15 protein-coding genes are annotated in these 14,633 nt (G+C 44.4%); 6 read left to right on the top strand and 9 right to left on the bottom strand.

The window, feature by feature from the left end; all coding sequences use genetic code 11:
- Nucleotides 1–161: 161 nt before the first annotated feature.
- The 5 genes from QUA01_RS25520 to QUA01_RS25500 form a co-directional block, all read right to left on the bottom strand.
- The gene (locus QUA01_RS25520) at nucleotides 162–731 is read right to left on the bottom strand and encodes a hypothetical protein (RefSeq protein WP_333093303.1); all 570 of its coding nucleotides are present in this window, start codon (nucleotides 729–731) and stop codon (nucleotides 162–164) included.
- A gap of 185 nt (nucleotides 732–916) precedes the next feature.
- Entirely contained in the window at nucleotides 917–1,771 is an 855-nt protein-coding gene (locus tag QUA01_RS25515) for an HIT family protein (protein ID WP_333093302.1), read from the bottom strand.
- Between the two features lie 105 nt (nucleotides 1,772–1,876).
- Complete coding sequence (locus QUA01_RS25510) at nucleotides 1,877–3,475, bottom strand: Hsp70 family protein (RefSeq protein ID WP_333093301.1); 1,599 nt, start codon at nucleotides 3,473–3,475, stop codon at nucleotides 1,877–1,879.
- Between the two features lie 20 nt (nucleotides 3,476–3,495).
- On the bottom strand, nucleotides 3,496–4,278 hold the full coding sequence (locus QUA01_RS25505) for an XRE family transcriptional regulator (protein ID WP_333093300.1): 783 nt from the start codon (nucleotides 4,276–4,278) through the stop codon (nucleotides 3,496–3,498).
- A gap of 11 nt (nucleotides 4,279–4,289) precedes the next feature.
- Nucleotides 4,290–4,502 (bottom strand): DUF2997 domain-containing protein, encoded by a 213-nt coding sequence (locus tag QUA01_RS25500; protein ID WP_333093299.1) that lies wholly within the window; start codon nucleotides 4,500–4,502, stop codon nucleotides 4,290–4,292.
- A gap of 71 nt (nucleotides 4,503–4,573) precedes the next feature.
- Between QUA01_RS25500 and QUA01_RS25495 the strand changes: the two genes are divergently transcribed.
- Complete coding sequence (locus QUA01_RS25495) at nucleotides 4,574–5,599, top strand: threonine aldolase family protein (protein WP_333093298.1); 1,026 nt, start codon at nucleotides 4,574–4,576, stop codon at nucleotides 5,597–5,599.
- Nucleotides 5,600–6,249: 650 nt separating this feature from the next.
- Here the strand turns inward: QUA01_RS25495 and QUA01_RS25490 are convergent.
- Both QUA01_RS25490 and QUA01_RS25485 read right to left on the bottom strand, forming a co-directional pair.
- A complete protein-coding gene (locus QUA01_RS25490; RefSeq protein WP_333093297.1) occupies nucleotides 6,250–6,648 on the bottom strand; it encodes a DUF4112 domain-containing protein in 399 nt (132 codons plus the stop codon).
- Nucleotides 6,649–6,911: 263 nt separating this feature from the next.
- Nucleotides 6,912–7,244, bottom strand: a complete 333-nt coding sequence (locus QUA01_RS25485) for a winged helix-turn-helix transcriptional regulator (protein ID WP_333093296.1) — start codon at nucleotides 7,242–7,244, stop codon at nucleotides 6,912–6,914.
- Between the two features lie 146 nt (nucleotides 7,245–7,390).
- Here QUA01_RS25485 and QUA01_RS25480 point away from each other — a divergent pair, with 146 nt between their 5' ends.
- Complete coding sequence (locus tag QUA01_RS25480) at nucleotides 7,391–7,627, top strand: hypothetical protein (RefSeq protein WP_333093295.1); 237 nt, start codon at nucleotides 7,391–7,393, stop codon at nucleotides 7,625–7,627.
- On the top strand, nucleotides 7,605–8,303 hold the full coding sequence (locus QUA01_RS25475) for a pirin family protein (RefSeq protein ID WP_333093293.1): 699 nt from the start codon (nucleotides 7,605–7,607) through the stop codon (nucleotides 8,301–8,303). The genes QUA01_RS25480 and QUA01_RS25475 overlap by 23 nt, the downstream gene beginning before the upstream one ends.
- A gap of 77 nt (nucleotides 8,304–8,380) precedes the next feature.
- Here the strand turns inward: QUA01_RS25475 and QUA01_RS25470 are convergent, their stop codons facing one another.
- Complete coding sequence (locus tag QUA01_RS25470; protein ID WP_106334455.1) at nucleotides 8,381–8,833, bottom strand: DUF2442 domain-containing protein; 453 nt, start codon at nucleotides 8,831–8,833, stop codon at nucleotides 8,381–8,383.
- The gene (locus QUA01_RS25465; protein ID WP_333093292.1) at nucleotides 8,823–9,095 is read right to left on the bottom strand and encodes a DUF4160 domain-containing protein; all 273 of its coding nucleotides are present in this window, start codon (nucleotides 9,093–9,095) and stop codon (nucleotides 8,823–8,825) included. Before QUA01_RS25465 ends, QUA01_RS25470 begins: the two co-directional genes overlap by 11 nt.
- A 197-nt stretch (nucleotides 9,096–9,292) precedes the next feature.
- Between QUA01_RS25465 and QUA01_RS25460 the strand changes: the two genes are divergently transcribed.
- From QUA01_RS25460 to QUA01_RS27540, 3 genes are all read left to right on the top strand, one after another.
- Complete coding sequence (locus tag QUA01_RS25460; RefSeq protein WP_333093291.1) at nucleotides 9,293–10,939, top strand: trypsin-like peptidase domain-containing protein; 1,647 nt, start codon at nucleotides 9,293–9,295, stop codon at nucleotides 10,937–10,939.
- Nucleotides 10,940–11,026: 87 nt separating this feature from the next.
- On the top strand, nucleotides 11,027–11,674 hold the full coding sequence (locus QUA01_RS25455; protein ID WP_333093290.1) for a Uma2 family endonuclease: 648 nt from the start codon (nucleotides 11,027–11,029) through the stop codon (nucleotides 11,672–11,674).
- 642 nt (nucleotides 11,675–12,316) lie between these two features.
- On the top strand, nucleotides 12,317–14,633 hold a 2,317-nt coding region (locus tag QUA01_RS27540; RefSeq protein WP_442922026.1), incomplete at its 3' end, for an ATP-binding cassette domain-containing protein.

Raw genomic sequence — 14,633 nt, 5'->3', positions numbered from 1 at the left:
GGGCGATCGGGAGAACCGATTTACTTGACTAATAATTTGATTGCCAATTAAAAGCTTGATGTGCCGGAAGTGCGATCGCCCCTAAAAGCAGAACAAAGAGAGCGATCGCGAGGCGACGATCCAGATGATACCTAGTGCTGACACTTGCCATTTGCCAAAACCTAATCGGGCCGTGCGAAACCCGTTCGAGGGTCACTAATAAACAAGCCCAAAACTAACGAATCCATCACCGTATCCCAGACAGGAGTCAAATGTTCCTCATCATCAACCCAGTAATCAAAAGTAATCAAACACTGAACATTAGAACCCAATCCAATACAGATTCGCGAATAAGCTTCCCGCTGTTCGGGAGGGTCAATAAACTTAAATTCAGTCCACACAATGCGGGCAGTTTGCCGCTTCAATTGAATAATTTCCCCAAAAGCGATCGGATTTCTGCTATCATCTTCAACAATCTTCTGTAATAGCGGCACAAGAGGAAATTCTCCCCAATTGCCTGGAGGTAACAAATTAAATGAAACCTCCAAACGACAATCATCATCCGGCGGTTTCTTATCCGTAAATCGGAAGGAATTAGTATCAGGTTCAAAATGCCAATCTTCGGGGACATCAAACCGAACAGCACCTCTTCCTGCTACAAAAATGCGAGTTCCCGGCTGTGACGTCCAATTGTGGTTTTCTTTAAGCTCTAGAGTTTCCTTGAGCCATTCTTGCTTTTTGCGCTTAGACATAAACAGAACACCAAATTACTGCTAATCTGTAGTTTGAGACTTGGCAAACATATTTTAACCCTATTTTGCTCGCCCTTTGCTCAATTTTAACAATCCTTACAAAAATTATGAATTGCTCTCCTCTCTATTCCTCTGTGTTCTCTGCGCCTCTGCGGTAAAAAATCCATTTCACAATTGGCTAACTTTTATTTTTCACTCTTGGGAATCACATACCTAATCCCGCCTTTCTTCCCCGCATCGCCCCTGTAGCGCGGAATCACATGAATAGCAGCGTGACTGCGACTTTGCCCCGCATCTTTATTAATATTGATACCCACATTAAAACCGTCAGGCTGAAACTCTTTTATTAACATCTCTTGCACCTTATTCGCCATAAACCAGCAAGCAGATTGTTCTCGAAAAGGCAACTCAAAATAATTAGCAATATGGCGCTTGGGGATAATTAAAACATGACCTTTGCTGGCAGGATAACCGTCAAATATTGCATAAGCTGTTGCCGATTCAGTTAGTAAAGTTAGATTTTTGTAGGGATTGCAGAATACGCAGTGATTAGTTGAGTTTCTTTGATAGTTGTAATGTACGTATTCGTAAATTTCGCAAGACTCATCTAGGTGAATTGACTTAAACGGAAGTTTGACAATACACTGATAGGTAGGTTTTTTGTGCACGTAATGTTCTCGAAAGCCTTCTTTTTTGAGATCTCTTCTCACTGCAAAATAAGCTTTGCCTCCCGGTTTCAACAAATGCGACACTTCCATCAACACATTAGCTTGATCTTCAGGAAATAAAACATTCAAAACATAAAAGCAAAAGATAATATCGAATTTGTGTTTTGGAAAATTTGGGAAATAATAAGGGTCATAACCCGCAATATCAAAGCCTTTTTGCTGCAACAATTTAACATCGCTGCCGAAGCCGCAACCAAAGTCTAAGACTTTCCCTTGCAGCAAGTTTTTATCCAATAAAAATCTGGCTGGAAATGACAAGTAAATTCTTTCGATTGCCGTCAGGTGGCTGAATTTATTTTGTTGTTTTTTCATCACGAAATAAATTTGATTTAAATCGATATTATTCAGTCTGCGCCGGGGACGAAAGTTTGACAAGAAGCGATTTGAATCGCCAAATCCTATCTAAAAATTGTATCATTATTGCAGTTTGGCGATCGCCCCTTTAGCCACCAACACCTCACCAGTCACCAAATCCCGCACCGTCGCCAACAAAACCCGCCTTTCATCCACCTCAAAACTCACCGAAACCCTATCAATTCCCAACACCCCAGGCGGATCCAAATGCGCCACACAAACCTCCTGATGGTGGCTTTCCAAAGAGCGAAAATCCGTGTGTTTGTTGAGCAAACTGCTCGTCATTTGCCCTTTTTCGTTAAACACAACCTCCGCTTGCGACACCTCCGCAACTTCGCCAATATCCAAGCGAATTTCCCTTTGTCCTTCAATGGCTACTTGTAAGGTTAACTCATCGGAATTTTCACAAGGATACTTCATTTCTTTACTAAAAATCGGCGAATAAGCATAAGCTTTAGCGTAAGGTTCCCAAAGGCGAATTGCATAGCTGTGCCGCAAATAATCGTCAACAGTCGCCAATTGTGTCAAAGCTAAAGCACCATGCGCCACAGCTTCAAAAGGCTTATCTATTTTAACTTTTTGCCGCCCAAAATATGAAATAACTAAATTAGACACAGCCGGAATTAGCGAAGTTCCTCCTACCAGTAAAACTTGCTCTATATCTGCTTTAGCGATACCTTTTTCGAGCGCAATGCTCAACACTTCATCTAAACATTCCCGCAATTGTTCCAATAACTGCCGATATTCCAAAATTTCCTCAAGTTGGTCTCGGTTTAGCTGCAAATCATAAGACATAAAATTTTCATCGTCAAACCAACTTTCCTTCGCGTCATTAACTTGAGAAAGTTGAATTTTTAACTTTTCCGCTATTTCTAATAAATTTTGCCAACCCACCCCGCCAACTTCGGCCCGTGACGAACCAATTTGCCGCAAATAATCTTCGACAATCCAGATATCAATATCTTCGCCACCAACATAAGCATCGGATTTTGCTAAGACTTCGGCCCGCATTAAATTTGAACTTTGAGATTGGCTATTTTTTGATGAAAAATGAGGGGCCATGCGAACCAAACTTAAGTCTAAAGTTCCGCCGCCAAAATCGACTACTAAAACTAGAGAACCGGGACGTTTAACTGCATATCCCAGGGCGGCGGCTGTAGATTCATCGATTAGCTGAACTTCCGAGACTCCGAGCAATTCTGCCAAGTCGCGAAACCAATCCAGATATCGCTCAAATGCTCCGACTGGGACTGTAAAAATTACTTTATCTGGCTGTATATTTTGCTCGGATAATTGTTTCCAGATACTTATTATAAATTGTTCTGCTACTGATTCAGGCGTGTAGGTTTCGCCGTCGATATTGCGGGCTGGCGGCTGAAAGTCGGCGGCCAAATCGCGTTTAAAAGCTTTGAAAAAACGTTCTGGCTGCGATTGTCCCAAACGCTGAGACAGCACTTTTTCTCCCAATACCAACTCTCCTCCATTTTTCACAAACACCAAAGTCGGGACTACAGGTATTTCTCGGACATCTCCGCTCGAATTCTTTGTTTTGAAAATGCGTGAAATTTCGCCTAATCTCAAAGTTTCCGGTGTTTGCGTGTCCGGGTTGAGAATGCAAACAACCGTGTTGCTAGTCCCGAAGTCAATTGCGATTGCAACCATGTAAATTTTAGATTTTAAATTTAAGTGTGTATAGCCGCTGGCAGGGTACGGCTAACTTTAGCAGGAGTAAGAATTTGCTCTCCATTCCGATAGCCGACAAACCGAATATAAACTAATTCTCCTTCTGTTATATCTTTAACATCCGGCTGGTGCAACTGCGGATTGTAAGTCACTTGTTCCCAAGCTGAACCAATGGTTTCAAAATCCCAACTCGACAAGAGATTTTCTAAGGGCGTAAACAAAGCGGAGAGATTTTTTGCGCGCATATTCGGCTTGGCTTCTGCCATTTTGCGGGCGGCGGGATAGGTAATTAACAAAGTTTGCAACTGTTCAAAGGTGGCGCGGCGAAAATCGGCAGTTAGTTGACTTTTTTGCTGCTGCAATTCTTCTCGCAGCCGGAAACACTGCTGTCTCAATTCTTCAATTTCGTTGGGATTAGTGGTGATTGTCGCCGATACGGGCAGCGCGCTAAGAGTGCGATCGAATTCTGGGAAATTCAAATTCAGCACTGTTGCCAGCCGCCTCAGTTGGTCTAGCGTGAGTTTTCCCACGTCTCCCTGTCGCACTAAGCGCACCCCGAAGCGACTTAAGCCGGCTTTCTCGCCCAAGTCTTGCCAATCGAGAATCTCTAGCTGATTCATGCGTTCCCGCAGAATGGTATCGTACTTAAACTCGATCGCATCTCCGGCCTCCGATGCAGCATAAAGGTAAACTAAAATTAGAAAAATGCCCCCCACAGCTAGCGCCATACTAAAGGCAGGCACTGTTGTTGTCTCAATTGTTACGCCCAGGAAATAAAACATAGTTAATTTTTCTAAACTTGTTTTAACGTCTGCGTTTGTTCGGCGATAGAATTTTCTTCGCCTTGATAGTATTCTGGTAGCAACTCTTGAGATTCTACTTTGCCCAGAGCTTTTTCAATTCCGGCGGTGGTTTCAGTACAGCTTGCACCAGTGGCGTTGAGGACGGTTTCGGTAATTTTACCGTCTTTGCCGATGCAGTATTCTATTTGGCGGTACTCTGCCATAGTTCTCTTGCTTTAATACTTAAATTTTGACTGTTGATTTATATTATAGATGCTGTTTACCAATTATTCAAATGAATTTTTGTAGCGACAATGCCACCGGGGTTTCGCAGGAAATTATGACCGCCATTGCAGCGGCGAATTGCGGTGCAGTGATGTCTTACGGAGACGATGAATATACAGAACGTTTGCAAGTTAAATTTTCCGATTTGTTCGAGACATCGGTGACAGTTTTTCCCGTAGCAACCGGTTCCGCTGCTAATGCTCTAGCCCTGGCGATGATGACTCCGACCTACGGCGCTGTTTACTGTCACGCCCAATCTCATATTAATCTGGATGAATGCGGCGCGCCGGAGTTTTTTACAGGCGGTGCAAAGTTAGTAACACTAACAGGAAATCATGCTAAAATAGAGGCAGAGACTTTAGGTGAAATAGTCGATCGCGCTGGGGCAGGAGTCGTCCACCACGTACAGCCCGCAGCCGTCAGTATCACACAAGCCACAGAAGCCGGCACAGTCTACCATCCAGCGGAAATTGCCCGCATTTCCGAGATTGTTCGCAGCCACAATTTGCACCTGCACATGGATGGTGCTCGCTTTGCTAACGCTGTTGCCAGTTTGGGCTGTTCTCCTGCAGATATTACTTGGCGCGCCGGCGTGGATATCCTATCATTTGGAGCGACCAAAAATGGGGCAATGGCTGCCGAAGCAGTAGTATTTTTCAATCAAAAATTGGCAGAAACTTTTCCTTTTTACCGCAAGCGCAGCGGGCATTTGTTCTCCAAAATGCGATTTTTGTCGGCGCAGTTAGAAGCATACATAACCGATAATCTGTGGCTAAAAAATGCGGCTCATGCTAATAAAATGGCTGCTAAATTAGCCGCAGATTTGGCGGGAGTTGAGAAAGTCAAGTTGTGCCATCCCGTGGCAGCCAACGAAATTTTTATGCAGCTTCCCGAATCGGTAATTACAGCAGTTTTAGCTGAGGGTTTTCTGTTTTATCGGTGGGATAAATGTACTGTTAGACTGGTAACGGCTTTTAATACTAAAGAAGAAGATATTATTGCTTTAGTGAAAGCTATTAAACGCTATTCTGCATAAATTATAGTTGGGTAATTCAGGGTTAATTGAGGTTTTTTATAATAATAAATATTTCGGTAAATCCGCTTTGACAGATTTTGACAATTCGGCAGGAGGCGGGTTAACCAATAATCTCAAACAGTACAAACAGATTAGTAGTTATTAGGGTCTTTCAGCTAGAGTTAGTTTTTAAGAAATAATTGAGAGTTCAAGAACTGATACCAATTCCGGTTGCATTCTTTATGATGTTAACAGTGAATAGAGAGGATTTGATATAGCGGTTATCACAAAAGTGAGGATAGCCCTATGCCCGATTTGGCCTATGCCCTATCCCGGATAGTACCTCAGATGAGAGCACAGAAAGGCTATATCATATCAATTCCGTTAGCATCGGAATTATTCATTTCTCTCTGACCTCTCTGTGTTCTCTGTGTTCTAGTAAGGTTAAATCATTCCGATGCAACCGGAAACGATATCACGCATCTGAAAGCTAGGGAGTGCGTCAGTTCCTGCAATTTAAAACAAGCCTCTCGACTTCTACTGACGCACCCTACAACTAATATCTTGAACTACGGTTTGATGGAAAAATTTTAGGTTTAAATTTATCGTTTGGTGGGAGGCGAATTTTTGAAATTGTTAGTGAGAGTTAGAGATGATTTGTGAGCTCGCCCCTACAGTTTAATAGATTTAGGAAGAGGTTCTGCAACCGCAACTAATTCCGGTTCATCTACTTCGATATGTGCTTCTAAAAGCGCCAAATTTCTCATGTTGGATTTATAAAAAGCATCGAAGATATCTCCGACTAAAGGTACTGAACCCACGACGGCCTCTAAACTGATATTGTAAATCATTTTTCCGAGGGTTTTGGGCGGGATATTGAATTGAGTGGCTAAGTAAATTAGGTATGCGGAAAACGCGGTATCTACGAGATCCCCAGCACCCGGAACTAAACCGATAAGGGGGTCTAAACCAATGCGAAATTTAGTGCCGGGGATGCCAATGGCGGTATCCATCAGGCGGCTGAGTTTGCGAATGCGGTTGAGGGTGGCGAGACGCTCTATTTTGTTCATATTATTATTTTTAGGCTAACTACAAAAAGCGACATCAGTCGGAAGACGGAAAAAACCATTACCCTGACAAAACAGACTAAACCAGTCGGATTCATCCCTACATAGCCAGGAAGGACTAGAATCAAACCGGTTAGCAGTGAGGACTTTAGTTCTTTTCAAACTTAGAGGACTAATTTCCTTACTACAAACTTGATAACGGTTATTTGATCGGACACGATATAATTAGCGGTATGAAATTAGGAAGTAAGCAGATACGATCGCACTTAACTATAGTTAATATGCTTAATTCCCCATTCGTGCATCGTATCAATAATCGGTTTGAGGCTTCTGCCCAAAGGTGTAAGCGAATATTCAACTTTCGGCGGAACTTGCAGGTAAATTTCCCGGTGCACAATCCCGTCTGACTCCATCTCCCGCAATTGCTGCGTCAGCATTTTCTGCGTAATGCCGTTGACAGCCCGTTGCAGCTCGTTAAAACGCTTCACTCCTTCAAACAGTTCCCGCAGAATTAAGACTTTCCACCGCCCGCCAATCACCTCTAAAGTTCTTTCTACCGGGCAATTTGCTCTCTCAATACTTCCTTCTTTGACTTGCATAGTATCTTTTTGGTAAGTATCGCACTTTTAAGTGCGTACTTTCCATAATAGCTTGACTAGGTTTAAAGTAGAAGTATCTCAGAAACACTGATAAAGTTCACTGATATAGCAATCCTAAATCATTATCACGTGCGGCGAACATAAATGTGATTTCCCCAAAATCCATCTGTAGGGACACGGCAGTGCCGTGTCCGGGAGACGGCTTGGCCTTAGTCCCTACAGACAATCATTTAGGATTGCTATACGAGTTCCGTCAAAGAAGGGAAGTCCAAGCCCGTACTCGTAACTACGAGCGACCTCAGTCATTCGCAATTACTCAATCTCAAATCTATAATCTCAAATTACAGGAGGATGCAGAAAATGATTACCGTCAGAAAAAGTGAAGCAAGAGGACACGCAAATCACGGTTGGCTGGACAGTTACCACACATTTTCTTTTGCCAGCTATTACGATCCAAATTATATGAATTTTCGCTCGTTGCGGGTAATCAACGAGGATGTCGTTAGCCCCGGTAAAGGTTTCGGAACTCACGGACATAAGGACATGGAAATTATCACCTATGTACTGGAAGGAGCATTAGAACACAAAGACAGTTTGGGAACCGGTGCAGCAATCAAACCCGGTGAAGTGCAGCGGATGAGTGCAGGTACTGGCATCCAGCACAGCGAGTTCAATCACTCGCAAACAGAGCCTGTTCATTTGCTACAAATTTGGCTGTTGCCAGATACAAATGACTTGCAACCGAGTTACGAACAACGGGAATTTCCCCTAGCCGAAAGGCGCGGACAACTGCGGCTTGTGGCGGCGCGCGATGCGAGAGATGGTGCGGTAAAAGTGCATCAAGATGTCGATTTGTATGCGGCGGTTTTGGATAAAAATTCGCGGGTTTCTCATACTTTGCAGCCAAATCGCCATGCTTGGGTGCAAGTTGCTCGCGGCGCTGTTTTGCTCAACGGTTTGAGTTTAGGAAAAGGTGACGGTGCGGCGGTTAGCGATGAGGCTGAGTTGGTGATTGAAGCGGCGGAAGATGCGGAATTTTTGCTCTTTGATTTGGCATGATATTTAAGGCAAAATTCCCGAACTTTTGGAAAATTCGGGGATTTTAGTCGATGACATCTGACACCTAAAAATTGATTTCAAGAATTAACAGAAATATTCTTTTTAGGTCGCCCGCCTTTTTTACCATTTTGCCTTGCTGCTGCTGATTTAGAGGTTGAAGTTGCCTTTCCTCCCTTCCTACCTAATTCAGCCATCCAAGATTTTGTGCCAAAAATACCTGCGATAAGTTCGGGAATTCCAAAATCAACATCTAAACTTTCCCAGTGTACGCTGCTACCAGAAGGAGGTAGCCAAACATCAGCAAGTTGTTCTGGTGAAGCATTTTCTAAGCCTTGTGCTAGTTGTGGAGGAAAAGCAAAAATAGCACCGTTTTTCAGTTTGATCGTAATTAAATCTTCAGACTGATTATAATGCACAGATTCGGCGCGAGGTTCTGTCGCCTCGGCTTGTTTCCATGCTTCTTTGGCTTTGGCTATTTGCTCTAGAAGATTTTCTTCTGTTAATTCTAGATCCCAATTTTTAAATGCCATGTATTTCTTTCCATTTGCTTAACAGCATTTCTTGATTGATCGCTATAAGTTTAAGTGCATTTACGATGTCTTTCTTCTTTATTAGCTCGTGAGCATAAACTAAAGTAGGAGGTGCTTCTTCACTGCCAATATTAATCTTGATTTCCATCTGGTTAGCATCATTTTTTCTACCTTTAAAGATGTGGACATGAGCAGGAGTGTGATCGTTAGTATAGATGTATACAAATAAATTGTTCTGAAGGTCTTCAAGAACTTTGGGCATAAATTTTTATTATTTTTTATTTTTATTTTTACTTTTTATATATGACCCATAATAACCCAAGCGTTGGGTTTGGTCAAGTGACGCACCCTACAGAATTCGATCGCCCAAAACACTCTTCTATCCTCAACCGTCAACGCGCCACAAACCGGAAAACCGATCCGTCCGTTGATAGGTGGGTATGTTAAATTGACACAATCATGAACTACAGCAGAACAATTCCGGCTATTTTGAGTGCTACGATCGCCCTAAGCTCGATCGCCCTGATCCCACTCACATCACCTCAAATCGCCCTAGCCTTAACCGCCGACGCAGTAAAAACCGTCGCCAAACAAATTACCGTGCGCATCCAGGGGCCAAAAGGCGGTTCAGGAGTAATTTTAGAGAAACAAGGCAGCACATACTATATCCTCACAAACTGGCACGTTGTCGATAAAGCAGGGGATTACGAAGTTGTAACACCCGACGGTGTAGCTCACTCTGTATACTACAGCCTCGTGCGGCGAGTGCCGGGGATGGACTTAGCCGTAGTGCCCTTCAGCAGCCCTCAAACCTACCGCCTCGCTCAATTAGCCAATTCCGCAGCAACCAAGGGAAACAAAGCCTATGTAGCCGGCTGGCCTGCATCCGGCGGTTCCCTGAGACAGCCGATTTTCATCGCTACCGAAGGTCAGCTTACCGGCCACCAAACTCCCTGGAACGGTTATACTTTGGTATACAATAACTTAGTGAGAGCGGGGATGAGCGGCGGGCCCGTACTCGACGATGCGGGGCGAGTTGTGGCAATTAACGGCATTGTCAGGTTAGAAGAAAATTCGGATAAAATCGTGGCGGCGGGGATAGAAATCAATACTTTCATGAAATGGCGATCGGCTGTTTCGCTGCCGCTAGTTCCCCAATCTCCCACAGCCGGAAACCAGAAAACTCCTGTTAATAATGCGCCTCGGAAGCCTGGAAGCGCGAGCGCCTTTGTCGCCACAAATAGCCTCAAAGGATCTTCGGAAGTTGTGAGTTCCCTTGCCCTATCTTCAGCTTATTTTACTACAGGAAATAGCAACGGCACAATCTCAGTTTGGAATTTTTCCGACGGGCAATTAAAAACTACCCTGCAAGGACACACAGAAGCCGTAAATTCACTCGCAGCTAGTGCGGACGGAAAAGTGTTAGCTAGCGGCAGCGACGACAAAACTGTAAAAATTTGGAATTTAGAAACAGGCGCGGTTGTACGCACTTTGAGCGGGCATTCCGGTGCTGTTTCCAGCGTTGCCCTCAGTCCCGACGGCTTGTTTGTCGCGAGTGGCAGTTGGGATAAAACTGTGAAGATTTGGAATGCCAAAACTGGGGAATTGCTGCGGACTTTAACCGGGCATTCTGGACTGGTGAATGCTGTGGCGATTAGCCCGGACAGCAAAATTTTAGCGAGTGGCGGTAAAGACGGTTCAATTAAGTTGTGGAATTTAGCAACAGGTCAAGCAATTCGCACAATTGCCGGCAAAAATTTGTCTGTTTTGTCCCTAGTTTTTACTCCCGATGGGAAAACTTTGGCTGCGGGAAACAGTAACGGGACAATTGGGTTGTGGAATGTCGGAAACGGGCAGTTAATTCGGCGCTTAAGCGGGCATACTGATGGGGTTTGGTCGCTGGCAATCAGTCGGGATGGGAGTATACTGGTTAGTGGGAGTTGGGATAAGAGCGTGAAATTGTGGGATGTGCGATCGGGCGAATTGAAAGGTAATTTGAGCGGACATTCGGGCTATGTTACGGCTGTGGGAATTAGTGCAGATGCTAAGACGATTGTGAGTGCGGGTTGGTTGGGGGAAATTAAGATTTGGAAAAGGGGAAATTGAGCGGGCGATCGAATATGCTACGATTAAATGAGAGCGTCATTGAATAACAAAAATAGTCACCCAAACTGTCTAATCAAAAGGTGAAAAATGAGTACCTTAACAACTAAATTACCTACAGACACCTGGGTGGTAGCAACATGGGAAGAATTCATCGCAATGGCAGATGACCCAGCTTACAATAAAGCCAAATGCTACTACCGCAACGGACAAATGAGGATTGAAACTATGTCAGTAGGGCCAGATCATTCACGAGATAATGCGATCGCACTTTTCGCAATTAACCTATTTTGTACTATCAAAGGTATCTCTCTTAACGGATTGGATAACTGTAGCTACAGGAAAACAGGAGTGCGAGAGTGTCAACCGGATGTATCATACTATATCGGAGAAAGAGCGCAATTAGCACCGAGGGGAACTTCGATCGCAAGTCTTGACGTTACCCCACCGCCAGATTTAGTCATAGAAGTTGCTGACTCTACTTGGGCTGATGATATTGGTGAAAAACGGTTGCTTTACGAAGAGCTAAAAGTCGGTGAATATTGGGTACTAGACGTGCAAAAATCCGAAATTATTGCCTTTGCTATTATTGCTGATAATGGCAGTCGGCGGATTGTGCGATCGGAAGTTTTGCCGGGATTAACTATTGATTTGTTGGAAGAGGCTTTGCGGCGGAGTCGCACTCAAGATCAAGCACAAGTAGGAAATTGGCTGTTAACTCAATTTCAGCAACCATAATTCCTGCTTTCTTCCTCCTCTCTTCCTTCGCGCCCTTTGCGCCTTCGCGGTTCGTCAAAAAAATCCCATTCATCAAAGCGTAATTTTGTCAACCCCCGCTTTACACTTGCTTAACAATCAACAACAAAAATATATTTTGACCGACTTGTATAAAAAACAATTAACTGCACGAAACAGGATTCTAAAACGAAATATATAGGGTTTCAAGCTTTATTTTATCAATTGACATACGTAGCCAAGATTTTTAAATTGATAATACCACGCAAACGACCTAAATTCGTCAGTTAAATGAGAATGAAATCAATAAAAGACCGAACTCTACAGCCCAAAAAATAGTAATTGTTTTAAACTTTAAAACTTAAGTGAGAGAAGTATTGCTTAAACTTATAAAATTGCAAAAGCAATCTCAGCCTTAGCTGGACAGAGACAACGGCAGCCCTAAACTCGTCGTGCGTTTCTCTGGTACGATCGCCACTTATGATAGATTTGGTTACGGTCGGACTACACTAAAAGACAAAATCAAATTAAAATTTGCGCCATAAATTCGATCGACCCCCACTGTTCGCGTGCTAAGACGCACAGCGCACAAGCGGTTGAGTCACATCTAAAATCTAAAATCTAAAATCGACTGGCTTCGGAAAAATGATTGAAGTAGAACACTTAAGCAAGGATTACGGTTCGACCGCAGCGATCGCGGACGTGTCCTTCTCGGTCGAATCAGGAGAAATTCTCGGTTTTTTGGGGCCCAACGGCGCAGGAAAAACCACAACCATGCGGATTTTGTCGGGATATTTGCCCGCATCCAGCGGTACTGCCCGCATCGCCGGCCTCGACGTACACGAAAACTCGATGGAAGTCAGACAGCGCATCGGCTATCTGCCGGAAAACCCGCCGCTTTATCCAGAAATGACTGTGGAAGGGTTTCTGTTTTTTGTGGCCAGGATTAAGCAAGTACCGGCGGGCGATCGCGCGCAACGAGTCACATCCGCGATCGAGCGCTGCGGCCTGGTTGATAAACGCAAAGTTTTAATCCGCAAACTTTCTAAAGGATTTCGGCAACGTGTCGGTATCGCCCAGGCGATCGTCCACGACCCGCCAGTGATTATCTTAGACGAACCAACCGTCGGCCTAGACCCCCGCCAAATCATCGAAGTCCGCAATCTCATCAAAAGCCTCGGCGGCCAGCACACAATCATCCTTTCCACCCACATTCTGCCGGAAGTCAGCATGACTTGCAACCGCGTCACCATCATCAATCGCGGTAAAATCGTCGCTGCGGGTACTCCCGAAAATTTGATGGGAGAGTTGGCCACCGGAGAAGGTTACGAAGTGGAAGTTGAAGGTGAGGCGGATTTGTTGAACAGTCTGCTGTTGCCTTCTTTGGAAAATGTGCAGGGAGTTCGATCGGTCGAATTAATCCGCAAGCAGCAATTTGTAGCAGGTCGTTACCACCTGCGGGCCTTGTGCGAATCGGACATAGAACCCGGACGAGAAATTGCCACAGCTATTATCGCCTCTGGATTCGGACTCTGCGAGATGCGCCGCAATCAAGCTACTCTCGAAGATGTGTTCTTAAGGCTGACAGCAGCCCAAAATAAACCGGAAGAAACTCTTGTTCACAGCGAACCGGAGGTCGATAGAAATCTGCAAGCGACAGAAATTCAAGACTCGATCGCCGATGTTCATCAATCGGAACCGCAACCAATTGTGGAAAATCTACCAGTTTCAGATAGGCTAGAGTCGCTCTATGATTCTTATTCAGCATCCGAACCTGTAGAAACAGTAGAGTCGATCGCACATCCCGAACCAGAACCGATTGTCGAAACAACAGAGTCGATCGAGCTTTCTCCGCCTGAATCCCAGCCAATTGTCGAAACAACAGAGTCGATCGAACATCCTCAGCCTGAATCCCAGCCAGTTGTCGAAACAGTAGAGTCGATCGAACATCCCGAACCAGAACCGATTCTCGAAACAACAGAGTCGATCGCACATCCCGAACCAGAACCGATTCTCGAAATAACAGAGTCGATAAAAGGGAAGCATCTCAGTTTGGGTGTCACAGGAACCCCAGCATCTGACTCGCTACAGACATCTAAACTAGCAAGCAGGATGCTCACTTTTGTGAAAAATATTTTTCACAAAAGTGAGATACTCCCGATAGAACCTTCTCCACCAGCACCAGTTGGCGAAAATCTAGAAGTTGTAGAAACAGAAGAGTCGATCGCACTTTCTCAGCCAGAACCGATTGTCGAGTCGATCGAGCTTTCTCAACCAGAACCGATTGTCGAGTCGATCGAGCTTTCTCAACCAGAACCGACTGTCGAGTCGATCGAGCTTTCTCAACCAGAACCGACTGTCGAGTCGATCGAGCTTTCTCAACCAGAACCGATTGTCGAGTCGATCGAGCTTTCTCAACCAGAACCGATTGTCGAAAATCTGGCAATTGTCGAAATCGTAGAATCGATCGCACATCCCGAACCAGAACCGATTGTCGAAAATCTGGCAATTGTCGAAATCGTAGAGTCGATCGCACATCCCGAACCAGAACCGATTGTCGCAATTGTCGAGTCGATCGCACATCCCGAACCAGAACCGATTGTCGCAATTGTCGAGTCGATCGAGTATTCCGAACCAGAACCGATTGTCGAGTCGATCGAGCTTTCTCAACCAGAACCAATTGTCGAAACAACAGAGTCTCTCGCATTTTCTCAACCAGAACCGATTTTTGAAACAATAGAGATAATCAACGATTTAGAACCTGAAGTGCAATCAGTAGCACATTTTCTGGAACTTGTAGAAAGACAAGAATCTAGAGCCAATTTTCAACCAGAACCGATTGTCGAAAATCTCGAAATTCCACAAATCGTAGAGTCGAGAGAAATTTCTCAGCCAGAACCGATTGTCGAAAATCTCGAAATTCCACAAATCGTAGAATCTAGACAACCTTCTCAGCCAGAAC

This window comes from Microcoleus sp. S36a_B3, from assembly GCF_036700745.1.
Lineage (GTDB): Bacteria > Cyanobacteriota > Cyanobacteriia > Cyanobacteriales > Microcoleaceae > Microcoleus.
Note: the sequence above shows the minus strand (reverse complement) of the source record. Positions and strands in the feature narration are given on the sequence as shown.

Bases quoted from the DNA above. Each gene is read 5' to 3' on its own strand.
- QUA01_RS25500 (WP_333093299.1), bottom strand. From the start codon at position 4,502: ATGGCAGAGTACCGCCAAATAGAATACTGCATCGGCAAAGACGGTAAA.
- QUA01_RS25475 (WP_333093293.1), top strand. From the start codon at position 7,605: ATGATTACCGTCAGAAAAAGTGAAGCAAGAGGACACGCAAATCACGGT.
- QUA01_RS25470 (WP_106334455.1), bottom strand. From the start codon at position 8,833: ATGGCATTTAAAAATTGGGATCTAGAATTAACAGAAGAAAATCTTCTA.
- QUA01_RS25495 (WP_333093298.1), top strand. From the start codon at position 4,574: ATGAATTTTTGTAGCGACAATGCCACCGGGGTTTCGCAGGAAATTATG.
- QUA01_RS25460 (WP_333093291.1), top strand. From the start codon at position 9,293: ATGAACTACAGCAGAACAATTCCGGCTATTTTGAGTGCTACGATCGCC.
- QUA01_RS25490 (WP_333093297.1), bottom strand. From the start codon at position 6,648: ATGAACAAAATAGAGCGTCTCGCCACCCTCAACCGCATTCGCAAACTC.
- QUA01_RS25485 (WP_333093296.1), bottom strand. From the start codon at position 7,244: ATGCAAGTCAAAGAAGGAAGTATTGAGAGAGCAAATTGCCCGGTAGAA.
- QUA01_RS25520 (WP_333093303.1), bottom strand. From the start codon at position 731: ATGTCTAAGCGCAAAAAGCAAGAATGGCTCAAGGAAACTCTAGAGCTT.
- QUA01_RS25510 (WP_333093301.1), bottom strand. From the start codon at position 3,475: ATGGTTGCAATCGCAATTGACTTCGGGACTAGCAACACGGTTGTTTGC.
- QUA01_RS25515 (WP_333093302.1), bottom strand. From the start codon at position 1,771: ATGAAAAAACAACAAAATAAATTCAGCCACCTGACGGCAATCGAAAGA.
- QUA01_RS25505 (WP_333093300.1), bottom strand. From the start codon at position 4,278: ATGTTTTATTTCCTGGGCGTAACAATTGAGACAACAACAGTGCCTGCC.
- QUA01_RS25465 (WP_333093292.1), bottom strand. From the start codon at position 9,095: ATGCCCAAAGTTCTTGAAGACCTTCAGAACAATTTATTTGTATACATC.
- QUA01_RS25455 (WP_333093290.1), top strand. From the start codon at position 11,027: ATGAGTACCTTAACAACTAAATTACCTACAGACACCTGGGTGGTAGCA.